The sequence below is a fragment of the Ralstonia condita genome (assembly GCF_958405655.1).
In the GTDB taxonomy this organism is placed as follows: Bacteria; Pseudomonadota; Gammaproteobacteria; order Burkholderiales; family Burkholderiaceae; genus Ralstonia; species Ralstonia condita.
Genome location: NZ_CATYWO010000001.1, coordinates 443,134 through 461,002, shown reverse-complemented (window position 1 = coordinate 461,002; position 17,869 = coordinate 443,134). Strand labels below are relative to the sequence as shown.

General features: G+C 64.7%; 17 protein-coding genes and 1 tRNA gene. 6 read left to right on the top strand and 12 right to left on the bottom strand.

All coding sequences use genetic code 11. The annotated features are described in order from the left end of the window. Together R2N03_RS02160 and R2N03_RS02155 are read left to right on the top strand one after the other, a co-directional pair. The gene (locus R2N03_RS02160) at positions 1 to 1,167 is read left to right on the top strand and encodes an MFS transporter (protein ID WP_316654686.1); all 1,167 of its coding nucleotides are present in this window, start codon (positions 1 to 3) and stop codon (positions 1,165 to 1,167) included. 98 nt (positions 1,168 to 1,265) lie between these two features. Continuing rightward, the gene (locus tag R2N03_RS02155; RefSeq protein WP_316654684.1) at positions 1,266 to 2,339 is read left to right on the top strand and encodes a 4-hydroxyphenylpyruvate dioxygenase family protein; all 1,074 of its coding nucleotides are present in this window, start codon (positions 1,266 to 1,268) and stop codon (positions 2,337 to 2,339) included. Positions 2,340 to 2,382: 43 nt separating this feature from the next. Here the strand turns inward: R2N03_RS02155 and R2N03_RS02150 are convergent, their stop codons facing one another. The 7 genes from R2N03_RS02150 to R2N03_RS02120 form a co-directional block, all read right to left on the bottom strand. After that, positions 2,383 to 3,435: an AI-2E family transporter gene (locus R2N03_RS02150; RefSeq protein WP_316654682.1), complete on the bottom strand. Its 1,053-nt coding sequence runs from the start codon at positions 3,433 to 3,435 to the stop codon at positions 2,383 to 2,385. Between the two features lie 226 nt (positions 3,436 to 3,661). Further along, positions 3,662 to 3,751, bottom strand: a tRNA-Ser gene (locus R2N03_RS02145). Between the two features lie 79 nt (positions 3,752 to 3,830). Continuing rightward, on the bottom strand, positions 3,831 to 5,147 hold the full coding sequence (gene serS, locus R2N03_RS02140) for a serine--tRNA ligase (protein ID WP_316654680.1): 1,317 nt from the start codon (positions 5,145 to 5,147) through the stop codon (positions 3,831 to 3,833). A 79-nt stretch (positions 5,148 to 5,226) separates the two neighbouring features. Then, complete coding sequence (locus tag R2N03_RS02135) at positions 5,227 to 6,534, bottom strand: replication-associated recombination protein A (RefSeq protein ID WP_316656497.1); 1,308 nt, start codon at positions 6,532 to 6,534, stop codon at positions 5,227 to 5,229. Between the two features lie 96 nt (positions 6,535 to 6,630). After that, positions 6,631 to 7,047 (bottom strand): hypothetical protein, encoded by a 417-nt coding sequence (locus tag R2N03_RS02130; protein WP_316654679.1) that lies wholly within the window; start codon positions 7,045 to 7,047, stop codon positions 6,631 to 6,633. Between the two features lie 35 nt (positions 7,048 to 7,082). Continuing rightward, complete coding sequence (gene lolA / locus R2N03_RS02125) at positions 7,083 to 7,730, bottom strand: outer membrane lipoprotein chaperone LolA (RefSeq protein ID WP_316654678.1); 648 nt, start codon at positions 7,728 to 7,730, stop codon at positions 7,083 to 7,085. Positions 7,731 to 7,828: 98 nt separating this feature from the next. Continuing rightward, complete coding sequence (locus R2N03_RS02120) at positions 7,829 to 10,174, bottom strand: DNA translocase FtsK (RefSeq protein WP_316654677.1); 2,346 nt, start codon at positions 10,172 to 10,174, stop codon at positions 7,829 to 7,831. A gap of 226 nt (positions 10,175 to 10,400) precedes the next feature. Here R2N03_RS02120 and trxB point away from each other — a divergent pair, with 226 nt between their 5' ends. The 3 genes from trxB (at position 10,401) to R2N03_RS02105 (ending at position 12,799) form a co-directional block, all read left to right on the top strand. Then, positions 10,401 to 11,357 (top strand): thioredoxin-disulfide reductase, encoded by a 957-nt coding sequence (gene trxB, locus R2N03_RS02115; RefSeq protein ID WP_316654675.1) that lies wholly within the window; start codon positions 10,401 to 10,403, stop codon positions 11,355 to 11,357. A gap of 109 nt (positions 11,358 to 11,466) precedes the next feature. After that, on the top strand, positions 11,467 to 12,132 hold the full coding sequence (locus R2N03_RS02110; protein WP_316654673.1) for a Smr/MutS family protein: 666 nt from the start codon (positions 11,467 to 11,469) through the stop codon (positions 12,130 to 12,132). Between the two features lie 43 nt (positions 12,133 to 12,175). Next, positions 12,176 to 12,799: a trimeric intracellular cation channel family protein gene (locus tag R2N03_RS02105; RefSeq protein ID WP_316654671.1), complete on the top strand. Its 624-nt coding sequence runs from the start codon at positions 12,176 to 12,178 to the stop codon at positions 12,797 to 12,799. 34 nt (positions 12,800 to 12,833) lie between these two features. On the opposite strand, the gene R2N03_RS02100 is transcribed toward R2N03_RS02105, so the two are convergent. From R2N03_RS02100 to R2N03_RS02090, 3 genes are read right to left on the bottom strand one after another with little or no spacing between them, the layout of a single operon-like run. Further along, positions 12,834 to 13,172, bottom strand: a complete 339-nt coding sequence (locus R2N03_RS02100; protein WP_004631293.1) for a P-II family nitrogen regulator — start codon at positions 13,170 to 13,172, stop codon at positions 12,834 to 12,836. A gap of 14 nt (positions 13,173 to 13,186) precedes the next feature. After that, positions 13,187 to 13,813 (bottom strand): class I SAM-dependent methyltransferase, encoded by a 627-nt coding sequence (locus tag R2N03_RS02095; RefSeq protein WP_316654653.1) that lies wholly within the window; start codon positions 13,811 to 13,813, stop codon positions 13,187 to 13,189. 18 nt (positions 13,814 to 13,831) lie between these two features. Next, a complete protein-coding gene (locus tag R2N03_RS02090) occupies positions 13,832 to 15,469 on the bottom strand; it encodes an NAD+ synthase (protein ID WP_316654650.1) in 1,638 nt (545 codons plus the stop codon). 55 nt (positions 15,470 to 15,524) lie between these two features. On the opposite strand from R2N03_RS02090, the gene R2N03_RS02085 reads away from it, so the two are divergent. Then, positions 15,525 to 16,757 carry a GNAT family N-acetyltransferase gene (locus R2N03_RS02085; RefSeq protein WP_316654647.1) on the top strand — a complete coding sequence of 411 codons (1,233 nt, stop codon included), beginning with the start codon at positions 15,525 to 15,527 and terminating at the stop codon, positions 16,755 to 16,757. A 64-nt stretch (positions 16,758 to 16,821) separates the two neighbouring features. Here R2N03_RS02085 and R2N03_RS02080 read toward each other — a convergent pair whose 3' ends face one another. Both R2N03_RS02080 and ppa read right to left on the bottom strand, forming a co-directional pair. Continuing rightward, entirely contained in the window at positions 16,822 to 17,007 is a 186-nt protein-coding gene (locus R2N03_RS02080) for a hypothetical protein (RefSeq protein ID WP_316654645.1), read from the bottom strand. A gap of 300 nt (positions 17,008 to 17,307) precedes the next feature. After that, positions 17,308 to 17,835, bottom strand: a complete 528-nt coding sequence (ppa, locus tag R2N03_RS02075) for an inorganic diphosphatase (protein ID WP_316654642.1) — start codon at positions 17,833 to 17,835, stop codon at positions 17,308 to 17,310. Positions 17,836 to 17,869 lie beyond the last annotated feature (34 nt).

Sequence of the window (17,869 nt, the reverse complement as noted above, 5' to 3'; positions counted from 1 at the left end):
ATGACTCGTCGCCCCCTGAGCTTCGCCCTGTTGTTGCCCCTTCTCCTGTCGGCGCAACCGGTCGCCACCGACAGCTATCTCCCGGCGCTGCCCGCCATTGCCCAGGCACTGGGGTCGGCCAGCACGAGCCTGACCATGTTCGCGCTGGCCTTTGGTATCGGGCAGTTGCCGATGGGCAGCCTCGCCGATCGCTTCGGCCGGCGACAGGTGCTGCTGACGGGACTGGCCTGCTACGCCCTGGCTGCATTGGCCGGTGCCCTGGCGACAAGCGCCGCGATGCTGACGGCCGCGCGCGCCATGCAGGGCTTTTCAATGGCAGCGATCCTGGTATGCGCGCGTGCAGCCGTGCGCGATCTGCATCCGGCACGCGACGGGCCGCACGTGATGGCACGTGGCCTGACCGGCCTCGGCATGGTGGCTCTGGTGGCGCCGATTCTTGGCGCCTTTGTCGCGCAACATGCCGGCTGGCGGTGGGTACTCGCGGGAATGAGCCTGTATGCGGTCGTGCTCTGGGTGATGTGCTGGCGCGGTTTTGCGGAAACCAGGCAAGCGCACCCGCACCAGGCTGGCGGTGTGCGCGAGATCTTCGCCAGCGCGGAGTTTCGCGGCTGGGCGCTCCTGGCGGCCACGACCTACGCCGGCATCTTCTGTTTCCTGTTGCTGTCGCCGATGGTCTATATCGGCTACCTGGGGCTGTCACCGGAGCGCTACGGCTGGATTCCAGCCGGAGGCTCGCTCGTCTACATCGTGAGCACCATCGGCTGCAGACGCCTGCTCCGACGCCAGAGCCTGGTGCGCACCGTGCAGCAAGGCGCCACGCTGAGCCTGTGTGGGGCCGGCATCCAGGGCCTGGGCTGCTGGCTGCTGCCCGGCGAAGCCTGGCCGCTCTTGCTGGGGCACGGCGTCTATTGCATGGGCCACGGCATCCACCAGCCGTGTGGGCAAGCGGGCGCCGTGAGCGATCTGCCGCACCTGGCGGGGCGGGCGGTGTCATGGTCGGGCTTCATCATGATGCTGGCCGCCTTCTGTCTGGGGCAGACTGCCGCAGCGTTCGACGACGCTGCACACAGCCACGGCGCCTGGCCGATGGTGGTACCGATGATGATCGCCGGGAGTGCCCTGGCGTCCATCGCCTTCCTGCTGCTGCCAAGACTCCGGTCCACCTAGCCGCCGCAGGCGCGCCGAGCGAAGCCTCGCTCCGGTACCCCCGGCCATGGTACAAAACGCGTGTTCCCATTCTTCGTTTGAGTCACAGGAGTTCGCACATGGGCCGCAATGCCGACCTGCCGTTCAAGACCGCCGGCCTGGAGTTCATCGAGTTCGCCTCGCAGGAGCCGGCCGCGCTGGACCGCATGTTCCGCTCGCTGGGCTTCAAGGCCATCGCGCGCCACGTCAGCAAGGACGTCACCCTGTACCGGCAAGCTGACATGAACTTCCTCGTCAATGCAGAGGCCGACTCCTTCGCCCACCGCTGGGCCGAGGAATACGGCGTGGGCATCTGCGCCATCGGCATCCGGGTGGATGACGCACAGCATGCGTACAACCGCGCCGTCGAACTGGGCGCCTGGCCCGTCGAGAGCGAGCCCATCGGCCCGAGCGAACTGGTGATTCCCGTGATCCAGGGCGTCGGCAATACGCACCTGTACTTTGTCGATCGCTGGCGCGGCAAGCACGGCGCCCGGGGCGGCCTGGGGGATATCTCCATCTACGACATCGATTTCCGGCCGCTGGACCCAGCCACTGCGCACGAAGACTGGCATCACACGGGCGTGGGGCTGGCGCGCGTCGACCACCTCACGCAGACCGTCGGCGCCGGCCGGCTGCAGGACTGGATCGATTTCTACCGCAACCAGCTCGGCTTCAGCGAGATTCATGAACTGCATGCCAACTGGCACGTGGCGCCTGACTCACGCGTGATGGTATCGTCCTGCGGCACGATTCGCATTCCGCTGTACGAGGAGGGCACGCATCGCGCGCACCTCATGCATGCCTACCTGCCGGACCACCCCGGCGAGGGCGTACAGCACATCGCCCTGGCGACCGACGACATCCTGCACACCGCGGCCGCCCTGGCTGCCAACGGCATCGCCTTCGTCGAACCGCCGCCGCGCTATTACGACACCATCGACGCCCGCCTGCCCGGCCACGGGCTCGACCTCGAAGCGCTGCGCCGCTACGGGATTCTCGTCGACGGCGAGATCGTCGACGGCGTGCCCAAGCTGTTCCTGCAAACCTTCATCAAGCGCCACACGGGCGAGATCTTCTTCGAGATCGTGCAGCGGCGCGGCCATCACGGCTTCGGAGAAGGCAATCTGGCAGTGCTGACGCAAGCGGAGTAGCACCGCCGCCGCGGGCCTCCCGATGCGCTGGGCGGCCGCGTCGTCATTCGGCCTCGCTTGCGCGCACGAAGATGTCCCAGCTCGCCATGAACAGCGCAGCGACGAGCGGCCCGATGACAAAGCCGGTGATCCCGAAGAGCTGCATGCCACCGAGCGTCGACACCAGCACGACCCAGTCGGGCATCTTGGTGTCCTTGCCGACGAGGAGCGGACGCAACAGGTTGTCGACCAGCCCGATCACGCCAACGCAGAACGCAACCAGGATCACGCACTTCCAAAGCGCGCCTACCATCAGGAAGTAGATCGCGACCGGCACCCACACGATGCTCGCGCCAATGGCGGGCAGCAGCGACAGAAACGCCATCAGCGCGCCCCACAGCACCACGCCATCGATCCCGAGCACCCAGAAAATCAACCCGCCGAGCGCGCCCTGCACCATTGCCACCGCAATGTTCCCCTTCACGGTTGCACGCACGACGGTCGTAAATTTCGTCAGCAGCAACTGCTTGTGGTCCTCGTCGAGCGGCAGCGCACGGCGCACGTGGCTGCCGATCTCGCCGCCGTCGCGCAGCAGGAAGAAGACCATGTACAGCATCACGCCAAAGCCGACGACGAACTGGAACGTGTTCTGGCCGATGCTGAGCGCCTTGGCGGCGGCAAACTGGCTGATCTGCGCGGCGCCTTCCGTCAGCTTCTTCTGGGCCCCCGCGATATCCGCCAGGCCGGACTGCGCCAGCAAATGCTGGATCGACGCCGGCAGCGCCTCAAAGGCCTTCTGGAAATACTGTGCGTAATTGAGCTGTGCCCGCTGGATCTCCTGATAGGCAATCGCGATTTCCTGCACGATGGTCGCCGCAACGAATACGAGCGGCAGAATCACGATGAGGACGATCAGGGTCAACGTCACGAGCGCGGCCAGATTGCGCCGCTTGCCGAATCGGGCCGCGAGCCAGCGCTGCACGGGCTGGAACAGGATCGCCAGGATAGCGCCCCAGAAGACCGCGCCGACGAAAGGCGACAGGATCCAGCCGAGCCCGATGGTGACGGCGAACAGCAGCAGGTAGAAGAATTTCTGGCGGTCGTTTCTGCTATCCATGGTGACTTTGCGTGAAGGTGTAATCATCGGGCCGGAGAGTACCTGGTGGCCAAAATCCGAGTGTGCCCGCAAAGCCTGTGCCGTCATAGCTGGCAGCATCGGCTCCCCAAGGATTTGACAGGTGGCAAGCGTTTCCAGCGGGCCGGTCAGGGGCCGATAAACGCCTGGCGGACCCAAAAGCAAAAGCCCCGCAAGGTCAAAGACTTGCGGGGCTTTTGTTCACTGCTGGCGGAGAGGGTGGGATTCGAACCCACGGTACCGTCGCCGGTACGCCTGATTTCGAGTCAGGTACATTCGACCACTCTGCCACCTCTCCGGTAACTGGGTCGCTGAATCGCGAAACCGCGAGTATAACAAAGTTTTTCCGGCCCGATCAAGGAGGTCGGCATAACTCATCAAACTGCCGGTTTCAGCACTTCCTGGCCGCCCAGATACGGGCGCAGTACCGTCGGCACCGTGACCGAGCCATCCGCGTTCTGGTAGTTCTCCAGCACGGCCACCAGCGTACGGCCCACGGCGAGGCCCGAGCCGTTGAGCGTGTGCACCAGCTCCGGCTTGCCCTGCGCGTTGCGGAAACGCGCTTGCATGCGGCGCGCCTGGAAGTCGCCCATGTTCGAGCACGAGCTGATCTCGCGGTAGGTGTTCTGCGCCGGGATCCACACCTCGATGTCGTATGTCTTGGTGCTGCCGAAGCCCATGTCGCCCGTACACAGCACGACGGTGCGGAACGGCAGCTCCAACTTGCGCAGGATGTTCTCGGCGCAGTTGGTCATAGCGTCCAGCGCGGCGGCCGAGGCTTCGGGCTGCACAATCTGCACCATCTCGACTTTGTCGAACTGGTGCTGGCGGATCATGCCGCGCGTGTCCTTGCCGTACGAACCGGCCTCCGAACGGAAGCACGGCGAATGCGCCGCAAACATCATCGGCAAGGCGTCCGCAGCAACGATCTCATCGCGCACGAGGTTTGTCAGCGGCACCTCTGCGGTCGGGATCAGGTAGAAGTTCTCGACACGCTCGCCGTCTTCCCCTTCGGCGCTGTGCCCCATCTTGCGCGGCACGCGGAACAGGTCTTCCTCGAACTTCGGCAACTGGCCGGTGCCACGCATCGACGCGGCGTTGACGATGTACGGCACGTACGCCTCGGTGTAGCCGTGCTCCAGCGTGTGCGTGTCGAGCATGAACTGCGCGAGCGCACGATGCAGACGCGCCACCTGCCCCTTCAGGACAGTGAATCGCGCACCCGACAGCTTGGCGCCCGCGTCAAAATCCAGCCCCAATGCGGCGCCCAGGTCCACGTGGTCCTTCACCGGAAAGTCGAATGCGCGCGGCGTGCCTTCGCGGCGCACCTCCACGTTCTGCGTTTCATCGCGGCCGGCCGGCACGCTTTCGTGCGGCAGGTTCGGGATCGACAGCATCAGGTCCTGCAACTTGGCCTGCACCACGTCGAGTTGCGCGGCAGACGCCTTCAGCTCGTCGCCAATGCCCGACACCTCAGCCATCACGCCAGATGCATCCTCGCCCTTGCCCTTGAGCATGCCGATCTGCTTGGACAGGCTGTTGCGGCGGGCCTGCAGCTCTTCGGTGCGGGTCTGGATGGCCTTGCGCTCCGCTTCAAGCGCGGCAAAGCCGGCCACGTCGAGCACGTAGCCACGATCTTTGAGGCGCGCGGCGACGGCATCGATGTCTTTGCGCAGCAGTTGGATATCAAGCATGGTGGGGAAAAGGAAACCGAAGATGGCGAGCGATCTGAACGAACGGAAACACCGATTTTATCGTACCGGCCCGTGGGGCCTATTTGTTGCGAGAGGATTTGTCCTGCTCGGCATGCCACTGCGCATCCAGCTCGCGCAGGTGCCGCAGCTTCTCACCGATCTTGCCTTCCAGGCCACGCGGCGTCGGCACGTACCAGTTCTGCGGGGGCAGATCGTCGGGGAAGTAGGTTTCGCCGGCGGCGTAGGCCTCGGGCTCGTCATGCGCATAGCGGTAGGCGTGGCCGTAGCCGAGTTCTTTCATCAGCTTGGTCGGCGCATTGCGCAGGTGCACGGGCACGTTGCGCGACTTGTCCTGGCTGACGAAGGCGCGCGCGGCGTTGTAAGCGTTGTAGCCGGCATTCGACTTCGGTGCGATGGCCAGGTAGATGACGGCCTGGGCCAACGCCAGCTCGCCTTCCGGTGAGCCCAGACGCTCGTACGTTTCCGCCGCGTCGAGCGTGATGCGCCCGGCACGCGGATCAGCCAGCCCAATGTCTTCCCACGCCATGCGCACGATGCGGCGTGCGAGATAGCGCGGGTCGGCGCCACCGTCGAGCATGCTGCAGAACCAGTAAAGCGCGCCGTCCGGATCGGACCCACGCACGGACTTATGCAGCGCACTGATCTGGTCGTAGAAGGCGTCACCGCCCTTGTCGAAGCGGCGCAGGTTTTCCGACAACGCCGATGCCAACAGCGCCTCGTCGACCACCGGAACCGCATCGCCCTCAGCCTGCGAACGCGCGGCGCGCGTGACGATTTCAATGTTGTTGAGCAGCTTGCGGCCATCGCCATCGGCGGAGGCGACGATGGCGTCGACTGCGGCGGGCGCCCAATCCAATCCGCCCAGCTCCTGGCGCGCCCGTTCGGCCAACTGCTTGAGCTCATCGTCAGACAGGCTCTTGAGCACATACACCGCGGCACGCGAGAGCAATGCACCGTTCACCTCGAACGAGGGGTTCTCCGTCGTCGCGCCGATGAAGGTGAACAGCCCGCTTTCAACGTGCGGTAGAAATGCGTCTTGCTGGCTTTTATTGAAGCGATGAACTTCGTCGACGAACACGAGCGTGCGGCGGCCATTGGCGCGGAATTGCTCTGCGCGCTCGACGGCCTCGCGAATGTCCTTCACCCCGGAGAGCACAGCCGACAGCGCGATGAATTCCGCATCAAACGCGTCGGCCATCAATCGGGCCAGCGTGGTCTTTCCAACGCCGGGCGGGCCCCAGAGGATCATCGAATGCGGCTCGCCAGAAGCGAAGGCCACGCGCAGCGGCTTGCCCGGCCCCAGCAGATGCTGCTGGCCGATCACTTCGTCGACAGAATGCGGGCGAAGGCGCTCGGCCAGCGGCATGTGGGCGGGCGCGTCCGGAAAGAGAGATGCGGAAGCGTTCATGCGGGGATTGTCGCAGAATCCGCCGGCAACCCCGGCTCCCCTCCGCGCGATCCGTCAGTTCGATGCCCGCTGCACCAGCCCCATGAACGCCTTGGCCGGCAGCGGCCCATGACACGATTGCGCACCGTTGGACGCGCGCAAGAGCAGCCAGACGTTCTCGCTGGCCGGAGGCTGAATCACGAACGGCTGACGCGCCGACGCCTCCGGCAGGCGCGGGTCGACCGGCGCGTGGATCGGCACGACCTGTCCGGCGTGCCCCTTCACGAGCGCGGCGCACTCTGCATTCGGCAACTCGGTCGCGCGCAGGAAATCCTTGTTGACCAGGGCCTCGGCCAACACGGTATCCGGCGCGGAGAGGAAGGAATCGACATCAAAACGAGACGCGCTCGTGGACGCACATCCCGCCAACACCGCCGTCGTCGCAGCAGCGATCGCTGCACGCTGCAGCAGCGTGGTGAACGGCAAACGCATGGTCGGTCTCCTTGTCGAAAACCGGCTGCAGCGCGTTACGGCTTGATGACGTCGGCCCCCTTGGGCGGCACGAAGCGGAACACGTTGGCCGGCAGTTGCGGATTCTTCTGGATGTTCGAGAACGTCAGCAGTGTGGTATTCCCGAAGGCGTCACGCAACTCCATCGCCTGCAGCTCGCCGCTGCGAAAGCCGATGGCGATGCGCTCGAACTGGGTGTCCTTCGCCTTGGGGGTAAGTTCGGCCCAGTCGATGCCGTCCTTGGTACCACCTTCCTTGAGCGTGAAGTTCTTCGCCAGATCGTTGCTGCCGAACAGGATGGCGGCGGGGCTGGAACCCAGCGACGCATCAAGCTTGCGCTCCGTGATCTGGTTGAGGTCCTTGTCGAAGATGTAGAGCATCTGGCCGTCGGCCGAGAGCTGCTGCTCGTACGGCTTCACATAGCGCCAGACAAAGCGGCCCGGGCGCGAGAAGACGAAATCGCCATTGGACGTCCCGGCCACGCGCAGCGGGCTGCCGTTGGTGCCGCCCGTCACTTGCCGCTGCACGAACTCGCCGCGCGCCGTGCTGACGTTGCTCACGAAGGCGTTGAGCTGTTCGACCGCGCCCGCATAGGCGCCGGCGGACCATGCCGCCAGCGAAACCAGCCCGGCGGCCATCAGGTGACGTGCTTTCAACACAAACATAGGAATCCCGGTTTCAGTTGATCTTGTTGTTAGTGGCCGGCCGCGCCCGAACATTCCGTCCGCGCGGTAACGCGATGTAACTGCAAATGCGGGCAGCGTCATTCCTCTTCGACGACGTTGCCGTTGCGGTTGGGCGCCAGGATTTCGCGGTTGCCGTTGCCTGACATGGCGGACACGAGCCCCGCCTTTTCCATGTCCTCGAGCAGGCGTGCGGCACGGTTGTAACCGATGCGCAGGTGACGCTGCACCAGCGAGATCGACGCGCGGCGATTCTTGAGCACCACGTCGACGGCCTGGTCGTACAGCGGATCGGCCTCGCCACCGCCCGCACCGACAAGTCCCGCGCCGCCGCCAAAACCATCGCCGCCGCCCTCGCCATCGGCCACGCCGCCTTCGAGAATGCCCTCGATGTAGTTCGGCTCGCCCTGCGATTTGAGGTTATCGACGATGCGGTGGACTTCCTCGTCTGACACGAACGCGCCGTGCACGCGCACCGGCAAGCCCGTGCCGGGCGCCAGATACAGCATGTCGCCCATGCCCAGCAGCGCTTCGGCGCCCTGCTGGTCCAGGATGGTGCGCGAGTCGATCTTGCTGCTGACCTGGAACGCAATCCGCGTCGGCACGTTGGCCTTGATCAGGCCCGTAATCACATCCACCGACGGACGCTGCGTTGCCAGCACCAGGTGGATGCCGGCGGCACGCGCCTTCTGCGCAATCCGCGCGATCAACTCTTCGACCTTTTTGCCGACCACCATCATCAGGTCGGCCAGTTCGTCGATCACGATGACGATCATCGGCAGCTTGTCGAGCGGCTCCGGCGCATCTGGCGTCAGGCTGAACGGGTTGGGAATCTTCTCTTCACGCGCCGCAGCTTCTTCGATCTTCTTGTTGAAGCCGGCCAGGTTGCGCACGCCCATCTTGCTCATGAGCTTGTAGCGGCGCTCCATCTCGCCCACGGCCCAGTTGAGCGCGTGGCCCGCCTGGCGCATATCGGTAACGACCGGGCACAGCAGGTGCGGAATGCCTTCGTAGATGCTCAGCTCCAGCATCTTCGGGTCGATCAGGATCAGGCGCACCGCATCGGCCTTGGCCTTGTACAGCAGCGACAGGATCATCGCATTGATGCCGACCGACTTACCGGAACCCGTGGTGCCGGCCACCATGCAGTGCGGCATCTTGGCCAAGTCGGCCACCACCGGCTTGCCGGCGATGTCCTTGCCCAGTGCCAGCGTGAGCTGCGATGCGCTCTCGTTGTAGACCTGCGAGCCGAGAATCTCCGACAGGCGCACCGCCTGACGCTTCGGGTTCGGCAGCTCCAAGCCCATGTAGTTCTTGCCCGGAATCGTCTCCACCACGCGGATCGACACCAGCGACAGCGAACGCGCCAGGTCCTTGGCGAGGTTGACGATCTGGCTGCCCTTTACGCCCGTGGCAGGCTCAATTTCGTAGCGCGTGATGACCGGTCCCGGATAGGCCGCCACCACCTGCACTTCCACGCCGAAATCCTTGAGCTTCTTCTCGATCAGGCGCGAGGTGAATTCCAGCGTCTCGGCGCTCACGGTTTCCACCACCGGCGGAATCGGGTCGAGCAGCGCCAGCGGCGGCAGGTCGGAATCGTGGATGTCGACAAACAGCGGCTGCTGCTTCTCGCGCTCCACGCGCTCGCTCTTGACCACGGCGGTCGGACGCACGATCTGCACGGGCGGCGCTTCTTCAATGCGCACGCGGCGGGTTTCGACCACCTCTTCACGCTCGACCTTGGCTACCTCACCAATGGCACGGTCCTGCTTGTTCTCGCGGCGCGTCTTGAAGCCGACGAACAGCATCTCGACGCCGGCGCCGATCTGCTCTGCGAGATTCAGCCATGAAAAATGAAAAAACAGCGACAGCCCGACGAGGAACGCAAACAGCAGCGCCAGCGTGCCGCCGGTAAAGCCCAGCGCGTGCTGCATGGCCCCGCCGATCAGGTCGCCGAGCACGCCGCCCGGCGCACGCGGCAGCTTCATGTGCAAGGTGTACATCCGGATGGCTTCCAGACCCATGCTCGAGGCAAGGATCAGTGCGAAGCCGAGCCATGTGACGCTGGCGTCGACGCGCGGCATGGTCGCGCGCGGCACGCGCTCGTCCGACATGAGTTCACGCCAGCCGCGCCAGACGCGGCGCAGCAACAGCACCGCCCACCAGTAGGCGGATGCGCCAAAGACAAACAACAGCACATCGGCCAGCCACGCACCGACGCGCCCGCCCAGATTACGGACATCGTCCACCTGACTGGCATGAGACCACCCGGGGTCGGCCTTGTTGTAGGAGAGCAAAACAGTCAGGAAAGCGATGGTCACCGCGAGCAACAGGAACCAGCGGACTTCGCCCAGCAGCCGTCCGATACGGGATGGCAGTGCTGCGGGGTCGGTACGGGTCGTCGGAGGGGTGGAAGCTCGAGCCATGCGGGAGACGGGTGCGCCGCTCGGCGCGCGGGCCAAACGGCTTGGGACAGCATTCATGCGATGCGAGGGATTGTAACGCGGCCCTATCACTGCCATTGGAATTTACAACCGGGCGGATGAGGGGGGGCCACTTTATAATGACGCCCGTCACCCGCATCTTCCCGGCCTTACCGACCCTGCGCGGCGGCCGTTCCACCCCACGCGCCGCGCACCTACCGAACGCATCATGGCAAAACACGCAAAAGTGCTGATTCTCGGCTCCGGCCCCGCTGGCTACACAGCCGCCATCTACGCCGCCCGGGCCAACCTGAACCCCGTACTGATCACTGGCCTGGCCCAGGGCGGGCAGCTCATGACCACCACCGACGTGGAAAACTGGCCTGCCGACAAGGAACACCTGCAAGGGCCCGAGTTGATGCAGCGCTTCCTCGAGCACGCCGAGCGCTTCAAGACCGAAGTGCTGTTCGACCACATCCACACCGCGCACCTGAATGAAAAGCCGATCCGCCTGATCGGTGATTCCGGCGAGTACACCTGCGACGCGCTGATCGTCTCCACCGGCGCCTCGGCCCAATACCTGGGCCTGCCGTCGGAAGAGACCTTCGCCGGCCGTGGCGTGTCTGCCTGCGCAACCTGCGACGGTTTCTTCTACAAGGGCCAGGAAGTCGCCGTGGTCGGCGGCGGCAACACCGCCGTGGAAGAGGCGCTGTACCTGGCTAACATCGCCAGCAAGGTCACGCTCATCCACCGCCGCGACAAGTTCCGTGCCGAGCCGATCCTCATCGACCGCCTGCACGAGCAGGAGAAGAAGGGCAAGATCGAGCTCAAGACCAACATGGTCCTCGACGAGATCCTGGGCGATGACTCCGGCGTGACGGGCGCCCGCCTGAAGGGCACACACGAGAACGAAGGCAAGACCGAAGAGATCAAGGTGGCGGGCGTATTCATCGCCATCGGCCACAAGCCGAACACCGACATCTTCCGTGGCCAGCTCGACATGAATGACACGGGCTATATCCGCACGAAGAGCGGCCTGGATGGCATGGCCACGGCCACCAATATCCCCGGCGTGTTCGCCGCGGGCGATGTGCAGGACCACATCTACCGCCAGGCCATCACCAGCGCCGGCACGGGCTGCATGGCCGCGCTGGACGCCCAGCGCTATCTGGAAAGCCTCGAATAAGCCCGTCCTCCGGGGTTCAGGCAGCGGCCGATGGGCAACCATCGGCCGTTTTGTCTTGCGCAGCGCATTCGTATAATCGACCCACGCTCCACCTGATCCGCCCTTCGCCATGAAACGCGCATCCACCTCCGCCAACAAGCTCGGTTTGACCGACCTGGCCAAGCTGCGCGACCAGCTCAAGCATGAAACCGAGGCGCGCGAGGCTGAGCGCCAGCGCGCCGAAGCGGCCGCACGCAAGGCAGCAGAAGAAGCCAACGTGTTCCGCGCCAGCATCGGACAGGTCAGCGCGCTGCGCCAGAGCAAGCGTGTCGAGCATCCGCGCAACCCGCCCGCGCCCGACCCCGTGCACTCTCGCGCGGAAGAGCTGACGGTGCTCCGCGATTCGCTGTCGGACGAATTCGACATCGACAATCTGCTTGAAATCGACGAGACCCTGTCCTACCGCCGCCCCGGCATTGGCGCCGACGTGCTCAAGAAACTGCGTCGTGGCGAATGGGCGACCCAAGACCAGATCGACCTGCACGGCCTGCGCCGGGACGAAGCGCGCGAGGCGCTGGCCGCCTTCCTGCGCCGTGCCGTCCAGCGCGGCATCCGATGCGTGCGCGTGGTCCACGGCAAGGGGCTGGGCTCGCCTGACAAGACACCGGTCCTCAAGGGCAAGGTGCGCTCCTGGCTGGTACAGAAGGAAGAAGTGATCGCCTTTGTCGAGCCGCGCAGCACGGCAGGCGGCGCGGGCGCGGTCCTGGTGCTGCTGCGCCAGCCGCACGGCGCCTGATACGCGGCGCGCCCTTCCCTCCCATGACAAGAACCTCAAACGCATGCACGTAACCCGCCTGCAGCTGGTGATGCACTGGATGGAGATCCTCGCGGTCTTCTCGTTCGCCATCTCGGGACTCGCCGAAGCAAAGCGACGCCGGCTCGATGCCGTCGGCGCCTTTATCGTCGCCTTCCTGACCGCCTTTGGCGGCGGCACGCTGCGCGATCTGCTGCTGGATCGCCGCCCCTTCTATTGGGTCGAGCACCAGGATTACCTGCTGGCCCTGTTCGCCATGAGCCTGTTTGCCAACTGGGTGATCCGGCTGGTGAGCCAGCTCGTGTCTGACCGCGTGCTGATCGTGGCGGATGCGGTCGGCATGGGCCTGTTTGGCGTGCTCGGCACGCAACTGGCGCTGGACGCCGGCATGCCGGTCTTCGTGTCGGTGATGATGGGGGTCATCACGGCGGCCTTTGGCGGCCTGCTGCGTGACGTGGTGTGCAATGAGGTGCCCATGCTGCTGCGGGACAATCATCCCTACGCAACCTGCGCGTTTGTCGGATGCTTCCTCTACGTCGGGCTGACGCTCACGGATCTGCTGCCGAGCGTGTCCGTGGTGATTGCCACGCTGGCCATCGTGATCGGGCGGCTGGTGACGCTGCGCTGGAACATCACCCTGCCACGCTGACCGGCGCGGGCGCGCCGGTCACGAAAAACACCGGTCAGACTGCTGCTTCGTCCTTCTCGCCGGTGCGGATGCGGATCACCTGTTCCACCGGCATGACGAAGATCTTGCCGTCGCCGATCTTGCCAGTCTTGGCGGCCTTGACGATGGTGTCGATGACGTTTTCGACCTGGCTTTCGGCCACCACGACTTCAATCTTGATCTTCGGCAGGAAGTCGACCACGTATTCCGCGCCGCGGTAGAGCTCGGTATGGCCCTTCTGGCGGCCAAAACCCTTGACCTCGGTGACGGTCAGGCCGGTCACCCCCACGTCGGCGAGCGACTCGCGCACTTCGTCCAGTTTGAAGGGCTTGATGATGGCGGTGATCTGTTTCATGGGTGTCTCGCTGATTAGTTGGTGAGGTATTCAAGCGTCCAATAATACTGGAGGCAGTTGACGCGCACATCCCTGGCGATGCCGGCCACCGTCTGCAGCAGGGCCGGATCGTCGGGAAAATTCTTCAGAACATCGTGTTCGCTGCCGTCATGCAACAGGCGGCGCTGCCATGTATTACCGTACGGATCGCTGCAGGCAATCGGCGTGCTGGATCCGGGCACGTACTGATTATCAAACCACAGAACCCGCACGTTGGGCCCGAGCACGCGGTGCAACCCTTCGAGGTGCCCGCGCAGGCGCTGCAGCGGCACGTGCGACCACCAGCAACCCGCTGTCATCACATCGAAATCGCCAGCCCGGAATGGCAGCGCATCGTTGTCGGCCCTGACGAAGGATGCCCCGGCAATGCGCTTGCCGCGCGCAATGCGCAGCACGGCGTCGTTGTAATCGGTGCCGACGATGCTGCGCGCGTCCGTCATGGCTTCGGTCCAGAAGCCGGTGCCGCACGCCAGATCCAGCACGCGCGCCCCACGCGTGAGATCACGCACGCGCGCCTTGAGCCACGCCAGATCGCCCTGCCGCTCCGGCTTCGCATAAATGCGCTCGTATTCGGGCGCGCGCCTGGCGTAGTAATCAAGCATGGCAATGGGCGTGACTGCTCACTCCTTGAAGCGCGATGTGATCGGGTACCGCCAGTCACGCCCGAACGCCCGCTGCGTCACGCGGATGCCGACGGGCGCCTGCCGGCGCTTGTATTCATTGACCTTGATGAGGCGCACGATCTTCTGCACGTCCGCTTCGGCAAACCCGGCAGCGATGATGTCCGCCACCGGCTGGTTCTGCTCCATGTACCGCTGCACGATCGCGTCGAGGGCGTCGTATTCGGGCAGGCTGTCCTGGTCGGTCTGGTTCTCGCGCAGCTCGGCCGACGGCGCGCGCGTGAGGATGCGCTCGGGAATGACCGGCGACAGTGAATTCCGGTAGCGGCACAGCCGGTAGACCAGCGTCTTGAAGATGTCCTTGATGACGGCAAATCCGCCCGCCATGTCGCCGTACAGCGTGCAGTAGCCGACAGCCATTTCACTTTTATTGCCCGTCGTCAGCACGATACGGCCGCTCTTGTTGGACAACGCCATCAGGAGCGTGCCGCGGATGCGCGCCTGGATGTTCTCTTCCGTCGCATCTTCGGGCAGGTTGCGGAATTCCTCCGACAGCGCGCCCTTGAAGGCGTCCACCATCGGCATGATCGGCATTTCGTCGTACTGCACACCCAGGCGGGCGGCCATGTCGCGGGCATCCAGCCACGAGATGTCAGCCGTGTAGCGCGAGGGCATCATCACGGCACGCACGCGCTCGGCGCCGAGCGCGTCGACGGCGATCGCCAGCACCAGCGCGGAGTCGACGCCTCCAGACAAACCGATGATCGCGCCGGGAAAGCCGTTCTTGCCCAGGTAATCGTGCACCCCCAGCTTGAGTGCCGCGTACACCCGCGCCTCGAGTGGCGCATCAGGCACAATCGCACCCGGCAGCGCCTTGCCGGCATCGAACTGCGCATAGGCGACGCCCTCGACAAACTGGGCCATCCGCACCACCACCTGGCCATCCGCATCGAGCACAAAGGAGCCGCCGTCAAACACCAGTTCATCCTGGCCGCCGACGAGGTTCACGTACACGTGCGGCAGGCCGGACTCCGCCACCCGCGCCCGGATGATCTGTTCGCGCAGATCCTCCTTATCGAGGTGATAGGGCGAGGCATTGGGAATCAGCACCACCTGGGCGCCGGCCGCCTTTGCATAGGCCGTGGCCTGGGCATACCAGGCGTCTTCGCAGATGATGACGCCGAAACGCGTGCCATCCACCTCGAACACAAGCGGCTCGGTACCCGGCTGGAAGTAGCGCTTCTCGTCAAAGACCTCGTTATTGGGCAGTTCGAGCTTGTTGTACCGGCCGACCACCCGGCCGTCCAGGGCGACCGTGACGGTGTTGGTCGGCTTGGGCAGGACACCCGGCACCGGCGCTTCCAGCGACATCAGCGGATGCCCGACCAGCACATGCAGGCCTGGGAAGGCGGCCAGTTCGGCGACAAGCGCATCAAGGGCGCGCGCGCTGGCGTCGATAAAGGCCGGCCGCAGCAGGAGGTCTTCGGGCGGATAGCCGGTGAGCGACAGTTCCGGCGTCACAAGGATGCGAGCACCTGCCTGGTGCGCTTCGCGTGCAGCGGCGACGATACGGGCAGCATTGCCGGCGAAATCGCCGACGGTGCAGTTGATCTGGGCGAGAGCAACAGAGACGGTCATGGGGGCAATGTGGGATGCAAGCGCGGGAGCCCGGGCTGGAATTAGAATCGGCGGCATGACCTCACGCCCCCTCGCTCCCGAGCCCGAAAGCCGCGCTGGTTCGCGACACGAATTGCCTGATTATCGCATGCGGCTTGTGACCGATCTGCGCGACATCGGCCGTGACGCATGGGACGCCCTGCTCGCCCGCCAAGCCGAAGCGACGCCATTCCTGCGCTTCGACTTCCTGCATGCGTTGCACGCCAGCGGTAGCGCGTCGCCCGACACCGGCTGGTCGCCGCAATACCTGACGCTATGGCAGGACGCCCCCCACGGCGAAATGCTGGCGGCAGCGGTGCCGCTGTATGTGAAGGGCCACTCCTATGGCGAATACGTCTTCGACTGGGCGTGGGCCAACGCGTATGCGCAGCACGGGCTGGAGTACTACCCCAAGTGGCTCTCGGCGGTGCCGTTCACGCCGGTGCAGGGGACCCGGCTGCTGGCGTGCGAGGCCGTTGCGCGCGCAGCGCTGCTCGATACCCTGCTGGCGGCCGCCCGGCGGAGTGGACTCTCCTCGCTCCACGTGCTGTTTCCGACGGCAGACGAAGCGGAGCAGATGCGAGCGGCCGGCATGCTGCTGCGGCAAGGCGTGCAGTTCCATTGGTGCAATGCCGGCTTTGCCAGCTTCGATGATTTCCTTGCCGCGCTGGAACAGAAGAAACGCAAGAACATCCGCGCCGAGCGCCGTCGCGTTCATGACGCAGGCATCACCTTCCGCCACGTGCCCGGCGCGGCGGCCACTGACGCTGACTGGCGATTCTTCCACCGCTGCTACCGCGCCACTTATCGCGAGCACCACTCGTCGCCATACCTGAACCTGGCGTTCTTCCAGCAGATCGGGCAGACCATGCCGGAGAACCTGCTGCTGGTGATCGCCTCGCGCGAGGGCCGGGATATTGCCAGCGCGTTGCTGGTGGTTGACGCGCGCCCCGAGGCCTCAGTCATGTACGGCCGCTACTGGGGCGCGATCGAACATCACCCCTGCCTGCATTTCGAGACGGCGTACTACCAGCCGCTCTCCTACTGCATTGAGCATGGCATCCGCATCTTCGAGGGCGGCGCCCAGGGGGAGCACAAGATGGCGCGGGGCTTCGAGCCGGTGGCGACCCTGTCAGCACACTGGCTTGCGCACCCGGCATTTGCCGATGCAGTCGGCCGGTTCCTGGACCATGAGACGGCTGGCATGGAAGCGTATCTGGAGGAACTGACTGACCGCTCACCCTTCCGGCAACGACCCGAAGCAGATTAGCGAAATCAGGACTGCGAAGTGGGATAAGACAGCGTCCGCACGAACGGCGGACGCGAGATGAGGATTACTGATCGCCAGACTTGTGCTGGACGACGGGGCAAGCGGTCTGACCGGCACGACCGCTGGCCAATGCCACGGCGCGCTCACCAGCATGTGCCGCATCTGGCGGTCCAACCAGCAGGGCCCACACGGTGAAAGCGGCCATGGCCACGGCGGAGAGCACGGGAACGACTACCGTCTTGTTCAACATCGCAATACCGGGGTTGGAGTCAAACTTGACGGAGAGTCTAGAGGCGCCGTTTCCGACGGGCAAATGAGTGTTTCTTAAATCTCTGTATCGCGGGATTACCTGACCTGCCTGGCGCGAATACGGAACATGTCGCAAGAACACGCCGAATCAGCCCCCCGTTCCCCGCAAATGGCTCCGCGATGCGGGTTGCTGCAGGACTGCGGGGTGACGGCAATGGCTCCCCGCAAAACAAAAATCCCGGCGCTCCATTCAGAGCCCGGGATCTTTCGGACAAACCATACGGCAAAATCGCCAAATGGCTTACTTCTTATAGTTGGCCACGCCGTCGACGATTTCCTTATGGGCTTCTTCGATGCCGCCCCAGCCTTCGACCTTGACCCACTTGCCGGCTTCCAGCGCCTTGTAGTGCTCGAAGAAGTGCTTGATCTGGTCCAGCAGGTTCTGGCCGACGTCGGACAGGTCCGTCATGTGGGCGGTGGCCGGGCTCAGCTTGTTGACCGGCACGGCGACCAGCTTGGCATCCACGCCGGATTCGTCCGTCATCTTCAGCATGCCCAGCGCGCGGCAGCGCACCACACAGCCGTGGATCAGCGGGAACGGCGTCACGACCAGCACGTCCACCGGATCGCCGTCGCCCGACAGCGTCTGGGGGATGAAGCCGTAGTTGGCCGGATAGCGCATGCCGGTGCCCACGAAGCGGTCGACATGCAACATGCCGGTTTCCTTGTCGGCTTCGTACTTGACCGGGTCGCTCTGCGCCGGGATCTCGATGATGACGTTGAAGTCGTTGGGGATGTCCTTGCCCGGCGAGACGTTGTTGAAGCTCATGGAAATGCTCCGGAATGCGCGAAAACGACGCGAA

Coding starts and splice junctions, on each gene's coding strand:
- R2N03_RS02160 (WP_316654686.1), top strand. CDS start 1: ATGACTCGTCGCCCCCTGAGCTTCGCCCTGTTGTTGCCCCTTCTCCTG.
- R2N03_RS02155 (WP_316654684.1), top strand. CDS start 1,266: ATGGGCCGCAATGCCGACCTGCCGTTCAAGACCGCCGGCCTGGAGTTC.
- R2N03_RS02150 (WP_316654682.1), bottom strand. CDS start 3,435: ATGGATAGCAGAAACGACCGCCAGAAATTCTTCTACCTGCTGCTGTTC.
- serS (WP_316654680.1), bottom strand. CDS start 5,147: ATGCTTGATATCCAACTGCTGCGCAAAGACATCGATGCCGTCGCCGCG.
- R2N03_RS02135 (WP_316656497.1), bottom strand. CDS start 6,534: ATGCCGCTGGCCGAGCGCCTTCGCCCGCATTCTGTCGACGAAGTGATC.
- R2N03_RS02130 (WP_316654679.1), bottom strand. CDS start 7,047: ATGCGTTTGCCGTTCACCACGCTGCTGCAGCGTGCAGCGATCGCTGCT.
- lolA (WP_316654678.1), bottom strand. CDS start 7,730: ATGTTTGTGTTGAAAGCACGTCACCTGATGGCCGCCGGGCTGGTTTCG.
- R2N03_RS02120 (WP_316654677.1), bottom strand. CDS start 10,174: ATGGCTCGAGCTTCCACCCCTCCGACGACCCGTACCGACCCCGCAGCA.
- trxB (WP_316654675.1), top strand. CDS start 10,401: ATGGCAAAACACGCAAAAGTGCTGATTCTCGGCTCCGGCCCCGCTGGC.
- R2N03_RS02110 (WP_316654673.1), top strand. CDS start 11,467: ATGAAACGCGCATCCACCTCCGCCAACAAGCTCGGTTTGACCGACCTG.
- R2N03_RS02105 (WP_316654671.1), top strand. CDS start 12,176: ATGCACGTAACCCGCCTGCAGCTGGTGATGCACTGGATGGAGATCCTC.
- R2N03_RS02100 (WP_004631293.1), bottom strand. CDS start 13,172: ATGAAACAGATCACCGCCATCATCAAGCCCTTCAAACTGGACGAAGTG.
- R2N03_RS02095 (WP_316654653.1), bottom strand. CDS start 13,813: ATGCTTGATTACTACGCCAGGCGCGCGCCCGAATACGAGCGCATTTAT.
- R2N03_RS02090 (WP_316654650.1), bottom strand. CDS start 15,469: ATGACCGTCTCTGTTGCTCTCGCCCAGATCAACTGCACCGTCGGCGAT.
- R2N03_RS02085 (WP_316654647.1), top strand. CDS start 15,525: ATGACCTCACGCCCCCTCGCTCCCGAGCCCGAAAGCCGCGCTGGTTCG.
- R2N03_RS02080 (WP_316654645.1), bottom strand. CDS start 17,007: ATGTTGAACAAGACGGTAGTCGTTCCCGTGCTCTCCGCCGTGGCCATG.
- ppa (WP_316654642.1), bottom strand. CDS start 17,835: ATGAGCTTCAACAACGTCTCGCCGGGCAAGGACATCCCCAACGACTTC.